This is a genomic window from Bacillus sp. LJBS17 (assembly GCF_019334685.1).
GTDB classification, from domain to species: Bacteria; Bacillota; Bacilli; order Bacillales; family Bacillaceae; genus Bacillus; species Bacillus subtilis.
In genome coordinates this window covers 900,506-915,660 of sequence record NZ_CP079759.1, presented here as the reverse complement: position 1 = coordinate 915,660, position 15,155 = coordinate 900,506, and the positions used below count along the sequence as shown (strand labels likewise).

The following is a 15,155-nucleotide window of genomic DNA, read 5'->3' as shown; positions in this document are numbered from 1 at the left end:
GAAACATATGAGAACGATTGAATCAGTTTAAAAATTGGGTATATGAAAATGGGGAATTTCTTACAAAGTGAATGTGCAGGATCATCCTGCAAGGAGGTCACCTATGGATACGGGCACACATGTCGTTATGGGCATCGCACTGGGCGGTATTGCGACGCTTGATCCTGTTGTCGGATCAGATCCGGCAATGGCTCACGCTGTTATGATCGCAACGCTTGCGGGCTCTCAGGCTCCGGATATTGATACTGTGTTAAAGCTTAAAAACAATGCTGTTTATATAAGGAATCACAGAGGATTTACCCATTCAATTCCCGCCGTTTTGTTTTGGTCTGTCATCATCCCGGCGATTCTGTATTTATTTTATCCTCAGGCCGATTTTCTGCACCTGTGGCTGTGGACACTGCTGGCAGTCGTTCTGCATGTCTTTGTTGATATATTCAACGCCTATGGAACACAAGCCATTCGTCCGTTTTCGAAAAAATGGGTTGCGCTCGGGCTGATTAATACGTTTGATCCGTTTATTTTTATCAGCCATCTGGCAGCTATCGCGATTTGGTATGCAGGCGGGAGTCCCGGCATCACGTTTCTCAGCTTATATATCATATTGGCAGGCTATTATTTGGTGCGCCTGATCATGCAGCTGAGAATTAAACGGAAGCTTCATGAGATGATTCATGATGAGATCGAAAGCATTATTATTTCTCCAACGATGAAATTCAGGCAATGGCGAATCGCAGTGACGACAGCACATGCTTTCTATGTAGGAAGAAGCATGGAAGGACATGTCGTGATTCTGGATACATTTAATCGGGTGCCTGTTCCTGAAACCGATGTAATGCATGCGGCAAAGCAGGATGATAACATCGCGGCGTTTCTGTCCTTTTCTCCGGTTTACCGGTGGGAAGTGGATACGTTTAAAGATCATTATGAGGTGAGATTTATCGACCTGCGTTATCGGAGCAAAGGCCATTATCCGTTTGTCGCGATTGTTCATATCGGCCATGATCTCACGATCCGTTCGTCCTATACGGGATGGATATTCAGCGAAGAAAAACTTCAGAAAAAATTAAAGCTCGGCTCTATATAGAGCCGGGCTTTTTACGTCTTATATAGAAAACAGCAAGCAGCAGACTGACGAGAGATATGATCGCCGATATTTTGAAGTATGGCGGATAGTAAGTCAGCTCAATGTGATTGTCTCCCTTTTGCGCCTTGAAGCCTATAAAAGCATAATCCGCTTTTTCGATCTTCTGTGTTTTTCCGTTGATCTTCAGCTCCCAGCCTTTTTCATATGGGATCGGAAGCATGATGTACTGGTCTTTTGACAGATGATAGGCAAAGGTCAGTCGATTTTTGTTCCAATTCAGTTTGTCTGCTTTCTCTGTTTTATTTTGCATTACAGCGTTTTTCAGCGTTTGGTAATTTTCTTCATAGAGCGCTAAGTTTCTCAGCTCATAGGTTCCTTTCGGAAGATTGATTGAGATATGGCCTGATTTAGGCACTCTTACCGTTATATTATTTACTCCGGTTTTATATATCGATTTGTTCGATTTCCTTGTTGTGACATAATCATTTACCTTTAACGTAAATCCTCTGTCTTTTGCTTTGCTTTTCAAATAAAAGCTGACATAGTAGTCTCCCGGAGCGGATGATGGCTGTTTCGGGGTGATGATCAGCTCTCCTCCGTTTTCTCCAGTTACGGTTAGCAGCCCGTTTTGATACTGGGCTTGTTTTGCGGTAATGTCCGACTTGGTGATCATATTGGACGGTTTTGGTGTCTGCTCCGTTTTTCCTGATGGATCTTTTAATATGATTCCTTTCAACATCGCCTGTTCTTTCGCAAGAGCGGGCAATCGGTCCAGCTCACTTTCGCTGTATATGGCATCCGCTGTTTTGACGAATGGAAGCATGTACTGATTCTCATAAACTGCATAATGCTCTGTTTCTAAATGCTTTTTGAAGCCGTACGGAACGCTGGCTTCGTTTGTTTTTTCGGTCATATAATATTTGCCGTAAAGCAGGCTGTATAAATTCGCCCTGTCTCCCAATGACGCGTAACGGCTGACGCTTTCCCTGCCCATATCGATGCTTAAATCATTCCAATAGAAGGCCAGCAGATCTTTGTTTAAAATGCTGGAATAGGCGCTGAAGCCATTAAACCCGTAAATGATTGGCGTATTATTGCGGACCCCGTTCATCCAGTCGATTCTCATGAGCGGATCATCGTTTTCCTTCTGTAAACGTCTGATGAGCTCAGATGATTCCCGCCCTCTGTATTCCTCACTTGTAAGATATTCTTTTGTCACACTATCCAAATCGCCGCCTTCTGAGAGCGCGTATTTTTGATAGGAGTTGGCGACAAACAGCGAAGAAAGAATGATTATACCGTACACAGCCATTTTTGCCCGTTTTTTCGCAAAAGCTGCAGCAAACAAGGCTGCGATTGTCATGAGTAAGAGCAATAGAATACTTTCATTCGCAGGCTTCCATATATCGAGCTTATACCTTTGAATATGATACAAGTAAAGAAGCAGGACGACAGCTGCGGCCGGGAGCAGTTCTTTCCGTTTCAATTCAGACAGCTGTGACAAACCAGCCGCAGCTGCTCCCGCAATGGTAAAGGCCAGAATATATTCAAACCGGTTTTGCGGGGCGGAAAAACCGTTAAAGACGCTTGCCGCATACGGACTGAAATGAAACAGAATAAACAGCAGGCTCAACCCGGCAAAGAGACGAAACACACGGTTTTTGTAAAAAGAAATCATAAACAAAAACAGCAGAAAAGCGGCCGGCACAATGATGATCCGGCTCGAAAATAAGATATTATCATCGAAATTGAGCCACTCTATTTTCTGGCTGTATGGAGGGCGCAGGTTGTTTAAAAAACCGTATACTACCGGCACAAACGCCGCCGCACTGATGCCAAAAGAAATGAAGCCTGAAACGAGAAATAATCTGATTTGAATCCATCTTTTCTCTTCATGTGGTTCCAAACTAATCAGCCATCTGAACAGCACATAGATTCCGATGAATATAAGGTTTATGTATGCAAAGTAAAAATTGTTGATTAACGTCAGCGAACACGCAACGATAAACCACGCCGGACGCCGCTCTCTAATAATTTTTTCTGCGCCAAGCACAAGCAGCGGAAGCCAAACCATTGTATCGGTGAAAAATTCCCAATACGCTTCGTGACGGAAATAAATAATTGAGACGCCGTATAACACGGCTCCCGTGAACGATGCCGCCCTGTGCTTAATAAGATAATGAAAAACAGAAGCGGACGTAAAGATGATCAAGCTCAATTTGAAAATACTGATAAAAACAGCTGACTCAGCCCAAAAAAGCGTATCCGCTTCTCCGATCAGCTGGACGGCTTGAAGCATCCAAACAGCGGCGGATACAGCAAGAAAAAGAAAAGACGCAGAAAAATAATAGCCGAGCTGACTGAATGTGCCGCCGCCAAGTCCGAATGAATAATTGTAGAAAAAATTCCCGTGTGTATATTGGTCAAATAATAATTTTTTAAATACGATCATTTGCGCAAGCCCGTCACCCGGACCTGTCATATACCTGCCTTCCGCCCATTCTTTCACAAAAAAAGCGTGTGCCAGAACGGACACCAGCAAACTGGCCGCATAGATCATGATATGTTTTCTTTTCATATGAATTCTCCAGTCTTGCTTTTAAGATAATAGACACGCAAAAAAAGCACTGCCAATGGCGCTTGGTATTTTCAGTGCATTTTTGTCAGACGCCGCATGCTTTTTAATTCGTTCGTTTCAGGCAGGTCTTTGTTCGGGATATTCGCTTCTTTGATCAAATAATGCGGGCGTTTTTTTGTTTCATAATAGATTCGGCCGATATATTCGCCTATAATTCCGAGGCTTAACAGCTGTACTCCGCCGAGAAATAACACTGCTGAGATAATGGTGAAATACCCAGGCACAGAAATACCGTTAGTCAGAATTTTAACGAATGTGGCAATGATATAAATGATGGAAAGCAGCAGGATGAAAATGCCTGTATAAAAACATAATCTCAGCGGCTTATGATTAAATGAAACGACGCCGTCCATTCCGTAGTTAAACAGACTGCTGAACGACCATTTGGAAGTGCCGTTTTTTCGTTCGACATTTTCATAAAATACAATTTTCTGATCAAAGCCAATCCAGCAAAAAAGGCCTTTTGAAAAGCGGTTTCCTTCGCTCAGCTTCAAAAGTGCATTCACAGCTTGGCGGCTTAACAATCTGAAGTCACCGACACCGTCACGCAAATCGACTTCCACCGCTTTATTAATGAACTTGTAATACATAGATGATAAGAGTGAGCGGACAAAGCTGTCCCCTTTTCTGTTCCTTTGGGCAATGACTTGGTCATACCCTTCTTCGTAGCCTTTGATAAATTCCTGCAGCAAATATGTCGGATGCTGCAGATCGGCATCCATTACAATAACCGCCTCGCCCTGAACATGCTCAAAGCCCGCCAAAATTGCGGCTTCTTTTCCAAAGTTTCGAGAAAAAGATATATATTTTACCCGGCTGCACGTCGCTGCCAAGTCTTTGATCTGCTGAAGCGTGTCATCAACACTTCCGTCGTTTATGAAGAATATTTCATAGTCATAATGAATGTTTTTAAATTCCTTTTTTAAAGATTCATGAATGAGTTTGACATTATACCCTTCATTGTAAGACGGGATAATAATCGAGATTAATCCTTGCTTCATTAAGGCACCTTCTTTTTTTTATTCTTTTTAAGTATTGCCTTAGGGGAGTTTTACACAAATCTTCAGTAAGGCTATTCCTTTTTTTAAAGTCGTTTAAACCTGTTTTTTGTTACAATTTTATGGTGACATTCATGATTTTTAATGTTATTTTGTCATGTTTAAAACAGACTATGAAAAAAACGCACAGAAAAAGTCTGCCATTATGACAGACGGATGGAGAGAAATTTTGGCTTATTGGTTCTTAAGATATTCCAAAATCAGCTGATTGACGATGGCTGGCTTTTCGTGGTTAATCCAATGGGAAGCTTCATCAACAAAGATGAGATGTCCATTCGGGCAATGCCTTTCCGTCTCTTTCGCAAGCTTTCTGCTCAAAAAGCGGTCTTCCATTCCCCAGATCATTCGGTAAGGTACTGTTTCGTAAGAGGGTTTCTCTGCCAAGCTTCCTTTTCTGAGGGCTCTGTACCAGTTCAGCATAGCTGTCAGCGCGCCCGGCTGTTTCCACGCTTCTTTGTACCTGCTGACATCCTCGGATGTAAAAAGCGCGGGACGGTCGGATAATCCAATCGCTTTGTCTAATGTTTCATAATCATTTTCCCTTAGTGATGCCTCCGGTATATCGGGGAGCTGGAAGTATGCGATATACGAGCTTTTCAGCCATTGCGGCGGATAAAGCGGCGTTACGGTTTTCATGACGTGCGGGTGCGGGATATTGATCGCGATTAGTTTTTCAAGATATTCCGGGCGTGTGGAGGCCAAATGCCATGCAACAGCCCCTCCCCAGTCATGCCCGATGACAATTGCTTTTTCATCAGTGAATTGCGTAATAAGCCCGATGATATCATCTCTTAATGTATCAATCCGATACGAATCAATTCCTTCCGGTTTGTCACTGAGATTGTAGCCCCGCTGATCAGGAGCAATGACCCGGTAACCCGCATCAACAAGCGGTTTGATTTGATTTTTCCAGCCGTACCAAAACTCAGGAAATCCATGGAGCAGGACAATTAACGGGCCATCTTCCGGTCCTGCGGCTGCAACGTGGAGCGTGATTCCGTTCGTATTGACAAACTGGCATTTAACTCCGTCCACTTCTATCTCCTCCTTGACTGTGCGTCATGATTTTCAGCCTTTTCTCCGTCAGCATAAATGTTATGACACAGGCGGCAATCAGCAGGATAAGCTGAAGAATAAACAAGTTTGATCCCAGCAGCAAACCCATTCCCGCAATCACCAAGCCTGACAGGATCATTAATGATGCACTGTAACGGTTCGCTTCATTCCATAATCTTTGATCTGACATTGAGCGTCTCGTTCTGTATCCGAGCACACTGTTGATCGATTTGGGAGGAAACAGTTTGATCAGTATGCCAGCAATGATCATAAGCCCTCCGCCGACTAAACCCGTCATATCCTCATCTCCTTTCTCATTGTTACGTGCAGAAAGGAGAAATGTTTCATGCATAGGCAAAAAGACAAGCCTCGGCCTGCCTTTTTATCGCATTTGTAAATCCTTTGTGTGAATATAGCCTTTAACTCCGCCATAATCCACGAACGCCCAAGTGAAGTCAAATCCGCCGTTTTCACTGAATCCCCACCCAAGTATTGTCACCTCTGTTCCAGATGGGAGCTGTTTAGCTTTTCCATTTTCGGGCGTCGGTGCATAGAAGGCTGTCTGTTTCATTGTTTTCGCTTGGCTTGCGGTTTTCATTAAAAAGTGGGTTGAAATATACGCTTTTTTTCCTTTGAAATGAATTTGAGCCCAATCGGCATTTACAAATCCATAGACTTTTACTTTTTGTTCTGATGATACAGTGCCGAGAATGTCACCTTTATGATTTGGCTCAGTCCGGACATTCAGCTTTCCTGTTTTTATGATGTAAGAATCGGATGATGGCATGCTGACAGATATGTCGTGAAGGGGCGCAGCTTTTGCTGCGGGAGCGGAATGAAGTGCTGTCAAACCCAGTCCTGCGGCAGCTGTTAAAGCGAGCATTACTTGTTTCTTTTTCATATAAAGCTCCTCCTCGCATTTTGACAAGATATTAGTGGTATTCCCTGATTGACAGGCTGGTGAAACATGTTTTGTTTATGATTTCTTCCTTTTAAGGTAATTTTAAGAAAATGAAAAAACCTGCCGGTCGTTAACGGCAGGTTTTTAGTGCAAAAGGCCTCTGCTTTGATTTAAGTAATCATTCACGTCGTTACGGGAGCTTTGAAAAAGGTGGAGCTGGCCGCCATAGTTTTCAATCCATTGTGTGACGATTTTTTCAGTCATTTTTTCACCTTGATAGGCGTGTCCGGCTTTTGCATAGGTTGCTTCGAAATCGCTCCATAACAATTCCACCCACGTTTTTGCCTGTATATAGCTGATCATCTCGTTCTTTTCCAGAAGCAGATTAGTCAGTTTCTCAATGTACATATTCATGTGTGCAGTCTCCTTTCTTCAGGAAAAAAATAACGCTTTATTACGTGGTGTTCTCCATATACTAACCTTACGTCTTCATCTGGAAAGACGCAACTTTTTGATCTCGAACCTAGGGGGATATGACATGGTCCGAAATAAAGAAAAAGGATTTCCTTACGAAAACGAAAACAAATTTCAGGGTGAACCGAGAGCAAAGGACGACTATGCTTCAAAGCGTGCTGACGGATCTATCAATCAGCATCCTCAAGAAAGAATGAGAGCCTCAGGCAAACGGTAAAGAAGAACAGCTGCATACACTGCAGCTGTTTTTACCCTTTATTGACTTGATATTCGTAGACGCTTTTCTTTTCTGATAAGTGTGCGAAGGTAGAAAGCACAAGTCCGCATGCGGTCATAAGCGCACCTCCTGCAAACAGCCAGGAATAAGAGCCTGTTCCGTTTAAAATCATTCCGCCGATCCATGCACCAAGGGCATTGGCAAGGTTAAATGCTGATACGCTGACAGCTGCGGCAATGGTTGTGCCGCCCTCAGATGAGGAAATGACCTTTGTTTGCAGAAGAGGCGGCGTGCCGAATGCGCATGCCCCGAATAGGAACGTTGCCACAATGGCTGCAGCCGGGTAAATGGCGATGTAAGGAAATACAGCCAGAACACCAATTAAACCGATCATTACGCCGATCATCGTCCGAGTCAGCAAAGGCAGCGGTACTTTTCCAGCAAAGAAATTCCCGGCAACGCCTCCCAATCCATACGCAAAGAGAGCACCTGTAATGCCAACCGTGCTGAATCCGGCTGAATGCCTTAAAATGGGTTCGATAAAGGTGTAGGCGATAAAGACACCGGAATAGCCTAAAATGGTAATCGCGAAGGAAAACAGCACTTGTTTGTGTTTAAAAACCCCCCACTCACTCATAAGCATTGGGATCACTTTTGGTTTTCTGTTCGGCACGGCAGCCATAAGGCCTAAAAATCCGATGACACCAAGTGCCGTAATGATGGAAAACACCGCTCTCCAATTCAGGACATCTCCGAGATAAGAGCTGAATGGAACACCAAGCATTAGAGCCACTGTCAGTCCGCCGTTCATTGAAGCAGCAGCTGCAGCACGCTTTTCCGGCGGAACCATTTCACTTGCGAATACCATGGCAATAGCGAAGAAAGCGCCGTGAATGGACGCAGATAAAATTCTTGAAATGGCCAATACCGCAAAATTCGGCGCCAGTGCGCTCATCAGGTTTGAAAGGATAAATATCGCCATAAGCCCAAGAAGCACAGGCTTTCTCGGAAGCTTGACGGAAATGATGGTGACGAGCGGTCCTGTCAAACAAACGCTTGCCGCATAAGCCGTGACAAGAAGCCCTGCGGATGAAACCTGTATATGAAAGTCATTGGCAATCGACGTCAAAATACCCATCACCGCGTATTCTGTATAGCCGATTGAAAATGTACAAATCATAAGAACAAATATAATAAATTTTACAGATGGGTTTTTGATACTCAACGTCATCGCCTCCTTTGATTTTAAAAAACAACGAGTTTCATCTTAAAAGATTTTTCAAGTGAATTCAATGATTTTTTCTTTAAGAATTCGTGTAAATGTGCTGCAAACAAAAAGAGGCTGATCATCAGCCTCCTGTTACGCTTTATTCTTTTTCTTGCAATACTGAGATTGGCAGCGCTTCCTCTTGCTGGGGGGAAGAGGTCCTGTACCCCCATGCGAAAACGCCATTTAAATAACTGATGGTAAACTCGTCCTCAGTGTCTTCCACACGATATGTTTCTCCCGGTGAGTAATCTTCCGGGTTCAGTAAATATGCTTTTGCCATCGTAATTTTCCGTTCGAGCACTGCCAGTTCGTTTATGATTCCATGCTGTTCGGCTTTTCTTGCTTTTTCAGAAAGTAATGCGATTTCGGTATTGAGTTCGTGAGGTGTCATTTGACTGTATCGTTTCTCCATTTCAGTACTCCTCTTCCTGCAGTAATTGCTCGATTAAATCGAGTGAGAATCCTTTGCGGAATAAAAATTGTTTGACCTTCATGGCGCTTTCATATGAGCCGTCATAGCGGTATTTTCTAAACGCTTTTTCCGCGTGAAGGCGCAGCGCTTCTTTCTCTGTGTCTTCATCATTTTCATATTCAATCTGATCCATCGCCGCGCTGATAACATCAAATGAGAAGCCCTTGCGCTGAAGCTGCAGCTGGGCGCGCTGTTTGAATTCTTTCGTCGAAAGCTTTTTATCTTTTTTGAGAAGCTTTTCAACATGCTTGACCGCTTCTCTTGTCTGATCTTCAAAGGAAAAGGAACTTAGCGCCTCCTTAATTGTATCGTCATCAATTCCCTTCGCTCTTAGCTCTCTGAACAAAACATCAGGGCCTTTTCCGTTTGTTTTTTTGTGAGTGCTGACATAGGCTGCGGCAAATTCCTGGTCGTTTAAGTACTTGTAATCGTTAAGCCTATGGATGACTTCCGCAATGACGGGGGGCGAGGTTTCTTTTTTCTTTAAGTGGTCCTCGACCTCTTTCGTCGACCGCATTCGATAGGATAAAAAGTCAAGCGCACGGTTGAAGCCTTTCTTCACTTCATCGCCGTATTGAATCTCAATGATGTCAAGATCATCGAGTTCTTTTCCCTTCTTGAGCTCAAATTTCACGAGCACATCCGCGTCCACACTGAAGGCGTATTTATCATCCAGAAAAATATTGAAGCGTTCCGTATTCTTTTTTTGCGTTGATATTTTTGTAATAAACGGCATCTTAATCTCCCTTCTCAGGCCTGAAACGCGTTTTCTTTTATTACAATGAGGTAAAGTATATTTATTAGAACGATGAGGAGAGATGTTCATGAATATCGCAATGACGGGCGGAACCGGTTTTCTCGGCCAGCATCTGACAGGCGTTCTTACCCGCCAGGGACACCATGTTTATATTTTATCAAGAAACGCAAGGGAAACTGAACAAAAAAATATGACATATGTCCAATGGCTGACGGAAGGAGCCGCCCCGGAGCAGGAACTTCCTCATATTGATGTCTGGATAAACCTTGCGGGAAAATCGATTTTTGGCCGCTGGACAAATAAAACAAAGCAGCACATTCTCTCCAGCCGTATCAATGCGACGCGTGAAGTGCAGCGGCTTATTCAGAAACAGAAGGAGAAGCCGAAGACATTGATCCAAGCCAGTGCCGTGGGCATTTACGGCACAAGCCTTGAGAAAACTTTCACAGAGGATTCTGCAACGTCAGATGAGGATTTTCTCAGTCATACTGCACACCTGTGGGAAAAGGAAGGACAGCATATTGAAGCGATGGGTATCCGGACAGTTTATGCGAGATTTGGCGTGATGCTTGGAGAAAAAGGCGCTTTACCGCTTATGGTTCTCCCCTATAAGTTTCTGGCCGGCGGAACGATTGGAACGGGAAGGCAGTGGCTGTCATGGATTCATGTCGAGGATGCGGCCCAGATGATCCGATATGCGGTGGAAAACGCCGGCATCTCAGGCCCAATGAATGTCACCGCACCCAATCCTGTGGACATGAAGCAATTCGGAAAAGCGATTGCACGGGTGAAGCACCGCCCGCACTGGCTCCCCGTCCCGGAATTCTTTTTATCAAAAGCATTGGGTGAAATGAGTCTTTTGATTGTGAAAGGACAGCGCGCTCTTCCTAAAAAAGCGATAACCTCTGGATTTCGTTTTACATATTCGGATCTTGAATTTGCACTCTCACAGCTGATAGCGGACCGAAAGACTGTATAAAAACAGCAGGAAGCGTCAACCTTAAGAATAACATGGTTGAAGGAGGTCCTTTATATGGAAAAAAAGAGGGAGAAGCACCAGCAAGGCGCCAACCTGAAAAAAATGCAGGAAGTTCTTTATTCAGGCGAATTTAAAAAAGCGGAAAAAGCTGCTAAGCGAAAGTAGGAATACATAGCTCCTTAAAACCAAATACTATCTTTGTTTGATATCACTTTTTAGGGGGAATTTGATATGGGCAGAAATCATATCCACAAAAACCGTGATAAAAACAAACAAAAGCTTCCACAAGTTCCCGATGCATTAAAAAGGGAAACTGACGGCGTTTACGAAGAATATTCAACCGAGCTTGCTGATGCAGATGACCGCGAAGCGCAAGAGCGTGCGAAAGCAGCCGACAACAGAGCGAAAAAGAAATCTCGTTAATGAAAAACCCCTTGTCTCCGTTTGAGACAAGGGGTTTTTTACATTTCAGTGAACCGGTCGCGGATCGGTGTGCGTTTTTTCACTTCCGGCGCCTCGTCAGGATAACCTGTTTGTATGATGGCGGCGAAACGCTCATTATCCTGCAAACCAAAGGCCTGATGGACTTCTTTGTCATAAAGGATTTTTCCGCTTTTCCAAACCATGCCGATTCCTTTTTCCCAAGCAAGAAGCTGAAGATTTTGAATCAACGAGCTTGTTGCCGCAAAATCGTCGTCCCGCGCTCTTTCGTTTTCATCTTCCTGAAACACGACGAGGAGAAATCCCGGAACGCGCCCAAGTGTGTTTTTGAAATTTTGAAGCTTTTCCTCTGTCATATCCGGCTTGGATTTCTTAGAGAACGCTGCAAATGTATTGATGAGGTTCGCTTTACCTGACTCACTGGAAACGTAAATAAATCTCCATGGCTCTGTCACTCTGTGATTTGGCGCATATTTTGCCGTTTCAAGCATGTCAAGAATGACTGCTGAAGGTACTGGCTCTTGTTTAAACTTTCGAATCGATCTTCTGCTGCGTATGATGTCCCGCAGTACTGAATGCTGATGTATTTGTTCGGTTTGAGGCATACCGTCTCACCTTCCTATGCAATTGAAAATGATTATCATTTCATAATGATAACGGAAAGTGCATCTTTTTGTAAACCATCATCCGTATTAGATTTTAAGAATACGGGTTTCTGAGTAAACGGCTGTTCCTGTCATGTTCACTTTCACATGGCCGCCGGCTTCGTTCATTTCGATCTCCACTTTTCCGTCTTTTCCAATTTCCTGCCCTTGTTCAATGATAAATTTATGCTGCTCGGCATTGCCATAATGTTTCATATAAGCCCCCATCACGCCGGATGCTGTGCCGGTCACGGGGTCTTCAATCGTTCCCGAATACGGGGATGAAAAGTGGCGTCCGTGCAGGTCGCTGTCGGGATGAACGGTTTCAAAGGTAAACGGATGGACTGAAGCTTTTGGCAGATCAATTAACACTTCCGGAAATTGTTTGTTATCTGGCACCATTTTTTTGGAAGCCTCCAATGATTTAAGCGGAACGATGGCTGTCCATATGCCAGTGCTGCCAAACACAATCGGAAGGTCTTCATGAAAATCTTCATCGGTGATACCCAGTGCGTCCGCAAGTTTTTTCCGATCGCCTGTAAATGGTTTGAATTGCGGAGAGGCCTGTTCAAGCGTGATATGAATGCGGCCATCTTTTTCAGAAATCTTCACAGGCAGGATACCCGCTTTCGTTTGGATGCTGTACGTTTTACCGCTCTCCAGCATTCCTTTCTCACATAATGCGTAAAGAGAAGCAACTGTCGCATGACCGCACAAATTCATTTCGTGTCCAGGGGTAAAGTAACGGAGTTCAAGATCGGCCGACTCGCTTTTTCGGATAAAGGAGGTTTCTGAATACCCGGCACGCTCAGCTATGATCTGCATCTCGTCTTCCGTATAATCGTCTCCCTGCAATACGACGCCTGCGGGGTTTCCTTTGCCGGGACTGCTTGTAAATGCTTCATATTTTAATACCTCTGCTTCTTTCATTCATCTGCCGCCCTTTCTTTATCAATGTCTCTGTCAGTATAGCAAAAATAATTACGAATCTTCAGTCATTATCATAAAAACCCATTTTCTTTTTTAAGAAAATGGGTGTAACGATCAAGAATTTCTTGTTTTATAGAGCAAATAAATAAAATAAGGTGCGCCGATAGCCGCTGTAAAGACGCCGGCCGGCACTTCCACCGGAGCAAATAAGGTTCTGCCGACGATATCAGCTGTTAAAACGAGCAGAGCTCCAATAAGTGCCGACGTTGGGAGCAGCGCGCCATAAGATGAGCCGACAAGCCGTCTTGCAATATGGGGCGCCATCAGCCCGACAAAACCGATTGTGCCGGCAACTGAAACTGCACAACCCGTAAGAGCCGTACTCAAAAGGAGCAAGAAAAAACGATTTCGCTGCACAGCGTTTCCTGCACCCGCCGCAATATCTTCACCCAGCACCTGTATATTCATATTTTTTAGCGCGACAAAACAAATGAATAAGAGAATGACAGATAAGATAATAGCTATTTTTACATGCTGCCAGTTTGACCCATAAACTGACCCAGTGATATATACATTGGCTTGTGATGCCCGGTAAATCGGGCCTTTGATCATCAACAGGGTAGTCATCGCCTGCGCCGACATTGAAAATCCGATTCCGATAAGCACCAGCCGAAATGTGGAGGCGCCATTTTTGTATGCCAGTAAATAGACGATGAGCCCGACAGCCGATGCGCCGATAAATGCGGCTGCTGGAAGCCATGACAGACTGATCGTAAGTGAACTGCTGCGGTCTGAGAAGAACATCATTAAAAGCACGACCGCTACCGCCGCTCCTCCTGTTATTCCGATAATATCCGGAGATGCGAGAGGGTTTCTGACGAGCCCCTGCAATATCGCGCCTGCCGCTGCCAAGCAGACACCGGCGCATAAAGCCGTCAAAATTCTTGGCATGCGGAACGACATGATCATCAGTTCATCCAGCTTGGAACCTGCACCAAAGAATGTTTTTGCTACATCCCAGGGAGGAATAAACCTTTGTCCGAGACCTGCGCTTATGATGAGTACAGCAGCTGTTAACCCCAGTAAAATTAAAAAGACGATCCATGCTTTCTTTTCAGCCGCAGTAACGCCAAAACGAAGTTTCATAGCTTCGCCCCCCTTCTTGCGATGTACACAAACACAGGCATTCCGATGATGGCGGTCATGACCCCGACAGGAACTTCCTGAGGCATAATGATATATCGCGCACCGATATCCGCGCAAACAAGCAAAATGGCACCCAAAACAGCGGAAAATGGCAGAACCCAGCGATAATCATTACCAACGACAAAGCGGGCAAAATGCGGAATAATGATGCCGATAAAAGAAATCGGCCCGGCAATGGCGACAGCAGACCCTGCAAGCATGACAACACAAAGCGCCATCACAAATTTTAACAGACCCGTTTTTTGGCCGAGTCCTTTTGCCACATCTTCTCCCATAACGAGGAGATTAATTTTTTGGCCGAGAAAGAAGCAGATTACCAGCGCTGCCGCTGCATATGGAAACATCGTCATCAACAGATCCAGACTCCGGCCCTGCACAGAGCCAGTCAGCCAAAAAAGCACCTGGGCAAGCTCGAGTTCGTTGACAGACAGCAAGCCCTGTGTCAGAGAAGAAAACATGGCTGCCATGGCAGCTCCCGCCAGCGTCAGTTTGATTGGCGTCAGCCCTTCCCTCCCAAGCGAGCCTGCTGCATAGACGATCGCGGCGGTAAATGCTGCCCCCAGAAACGAGCTCCATACTAATGCCTGAGGTGACTGAATATGCAGAAAAAACGATCCGGCAACAATAAAAAAACCTGCACCGGCGTTAATCCCGAAAATCCCCGGTGACGCAAGCGGATTTTTTGTGAGCGCCTGCATGAGAGCGCCTGCGGCTGCAAGCGAGGCGCCGACGACTGTCGCAACCAAAGCGCGCGGAAGCCTGACATCCTTGATGATGACATGCTCATTTGTTCCATTGAAGGAAGTAAACGCCTGATAGACCTGTCTCCATGACGTACCTGTATAGCCGTACACGACGCTTGCGCAGACAGCCGCCAGTAAAATGAAAATCAGACATACTAACACAATCCATTTTGAAGATGCCTTTTTGCAGATCATGATCTAATTCTCCTAGTTATTTACTATGTAATGTTTGTTTTTGAGAATAATCCTCAATTAGGGATTGACACTCTTAACACTGCTTAT

General features: G+C 44.6%; 18 protein-coding genes. 5 read left to right on the top strand and 13 right to left on the bottom strand.

Features of this window, described 5'->3' with window-relative positions; all coding sequences use genetic code 11:
- The first annotated feature begins 103 nt into the window (after positions 1–103).
- Positions 104–1,087, top strand: a complete 984-nt coding sequence (locus KXZ66_RS04590) for a metal-dependent hydrolase (RefSeq protein ID WP_014476212.1) — start codon at positions 104–106, stop codon at positions 1,085–1,087.
- Here the strand turns inward: KXZ66_RS04590 and KXZ66_RS04585 are convergent.
- From KXZ66_RS04585 to KXZ66_RS04560, 6 genes are all read right to left on the bottom strand, one after another.
- Positions 1,080–3,665, bottom strand: a complete 2,586-nt coding sequence (locus KXZ66_RS04585) for a YfhO family protein (protein WP_049140589.1) — start codon at positions 3,663–3,665, stop codon at positions 1,080–1,082. The genes KXZ66_RS04590 and KXZ66_RS04585 overlap by 8 nt on opposite strands.
- Before the next feature lie 71 nt (positions 3,666–3,736).
- Positions 3,737–4,726: a glycosyltransferase family 2 protein gene (locus KXZ66_RS04580; RefSeq protein WP_038829475.1), complete on the bottom strand. Its 990-nt coding sequence runs from the start codon at positions 4,724–4,726 to the stop codon at positions 3,737–3,739.
- 231 nt (positions 4,727–4,957) lie between these two features.
- On the bottom strand, positions 4,958–5,818 hold the full coding sequence (gene ephM, locus KXZ66_RS04575; protein WP_014479220.1) for an epoxide hydrolase EphM: 861 nt from the start codon (positions 5,816–5,818) through the stop codon (positions 4,958–4,960).
- On the bottom strand, positions 5,805–6,137 hold the full coding sequence (spdL, locus tag KXZ66_RS04570; RefSeq protein ID WP_049140590.1) for an SdpC immunity protein SpdL: 333 nt from the start codon (positions 6,135–6,137) through the stop codon (positions 5,805–5,807). The genes ephM and spdL overlap by 14 nt, the downstream gene beginning before the upstream one ends.
- Positions 6,138–6,221: 84 nt before the next feature.
- Positions 6,222–6,740, bottom strand: a complete 519-nt coding sequence (locus tag KXZ66_RS04565; protein ID WP_049140591.1) for an SH3 domain-containing protein — start codon at positions 6,738–6,740, stop codon at positions 6,222–6,224.
- A 144-nt stretch (positions 6,741–6,884) separates the two neighbouring features.
- Positions 6,885–7,154 (bottom strand): YfhJ family protein, encoded by a 270-nt coding sequence (locus tag KXZ66_RS04560; protein ID WP_003243789.1) that lies wholly within the window; start codon positions 7,152–7,154, stop codon positions 6,885–6,887.
- A gap of 124 nt (positions 7,155–7,278) precedes the next feature.
- On the opposite strand from KXZ66_RS04560, the gene KXZ66_RS04555 reads away from it, so the two are divergent.
- Positions 7,279–7,431 carry a small, acid-soluble spore protein K gene (locus KXZ66_RS04555; RefSeq protein ID WP_003223241.1) on the top strand — a complete coding sequence of 51 codons (153 nt, stop codon included), beginning with the start codon at positions 7,279–7,281 and terminating at the stop codon, positions 7,429–7,431.
- A 31-nt stretch (positions 7,432–7,462) separates the two neighbouring features.
- Here the strand turns inward: KXZ66_RS04555 and KXZ66_RS04550 are convergent, their stop codons facing one another.
- From KXZ66_RS04550 to recX, 3 genes are all read right to left on the bottom strand, one after another.
- A complete protein-coding gene (locus KXZ66_RS04550; protein ID WP_219144831.1) occupies positions 7,463–8,656 on the bottom strand; it encodes an MFS transporter in 1,194 nt (397 codons plus the stop codon).
- A gap of 142 nt (positions 8,657–8,798) precedes the next feature.
- Entirely contained in the window at positions 8,799–9,113 is a 315-nt protein-coding gene (locus tag KXZ66_RS04545; RefSeq protein ID WP_049140592.1) for a YfhH family protein, read from the bottom strand.
- 1 nt (position 9,114) lies between these two features.
- Positions 9,115–9,909 (bottom strand): recombination regulator RecX, encoded by a 795-nt coding sequence (recX, locus tag KXZ66_RS04540; protein ID WP_029726844.1) that lies wholly within the window; start codon positions 9,907–9,909, stop codon positions 9,115–9,117.
- Positions 9,910–9,997: 88 nt separating this feature from the next.
- On the opposite strand from recX, the gene KXZ66_RS04535 reads away from it, so the two are divergent.
- From KXZ66_RS04535 to KXZ66_RS04525, 3 genes are all read left to right on the top strand, one after another.
- Positions 9,998–10,909, top strand: coding sequence for a TIGR01777 family oxidoreductase (locus KXZ66_RS04535; protein ID WP_032726611.1), 912 nt, complete (start codon positions 9,998–10,000; stop codon positions 10,907–10,909).
- A gap of 54 nt (positions 10,910–10,963) precedes the next feature.
- Positions 10,964–11,074 carry a YfhE family protein gene (locus tag KXZ66_RS04530; RefSeq protein ID WP_003223230.1) on the top strand — a complete coding sequence of 37 codons (111 nt, stop codon included), beginning with the start codon at positions 10,964–10,966 and terminating at the stop codon, positions 11,072–11,074.
- 66 nt (positions 11,075–11,140) lie between these two features.
- Complete coding sequence (locus tag KXZ66_RS04525; protein WP_003233561.1) at positions 11,141–11,332, top strand: YfhD family protein; 192 nt, start codon at positions 11,141–11,143, stop codon at positions 11,330–11,332.
- A 38-nt stretch (positions 11,333–11,370) separates the two neighbouring features.
- Here KXZ66_RS04525 and KXZ66_RS04520 read toward each other — a convergent pair whose 3' ends face one another.
- From KXZ66_RS04520 to KXZ66_RS04505, 4 genes are all read right to left on the bottom strand, one after another.
- Positions 11,371–11,955, bottom strand: coding sequence for an NAD(P)H nitroreductase (locus tag KXZ66_RS04520; protein ID WP_015252518.1), 585 nt, complete (start codon positions 11,953–11,955; stop codon positions 11,371–11,373).
- Between the two features lie 87 nt (positions 11,956–12,042).
- Entirely contained in the window at positions 12,043–12,924 is an 882-nt protein-coding gene (locus KXZ66_RS04515) for a PhzF family phenazine biosynthesis isomerase (protein ID WP_038829483.1), read from the bottom strand.
- 114 nt (positions 12,925–13,038) lie between these two features.
- A complete protein-coding gene (locus tag KXZ66_RS04510) occupies positions 13,039–14,070 on the bottom strand; it encodes a FecCD family ABC transporter permease (protein ID WP_049140593.1) in 1,032 nt (343 codons plus the stop codon).
- Complete coding sequence (locus tag KXZ66_RS04505; protein WP_003233570.1) at positions 14,067–15,068, bottom strand: FecCD family ABC transporter permease; 1,002 nt, start codon at positions 15,066–15,068, stop codon at positions 14,067–14,069. The genes KXZ66_RS04510 and KXZ66_RS04505 overlap by 4 nt, the downstream gene beginning before the upstream one ends.
- Positions 15,069–15,155 lie beyond the last annotated feature (87 nt).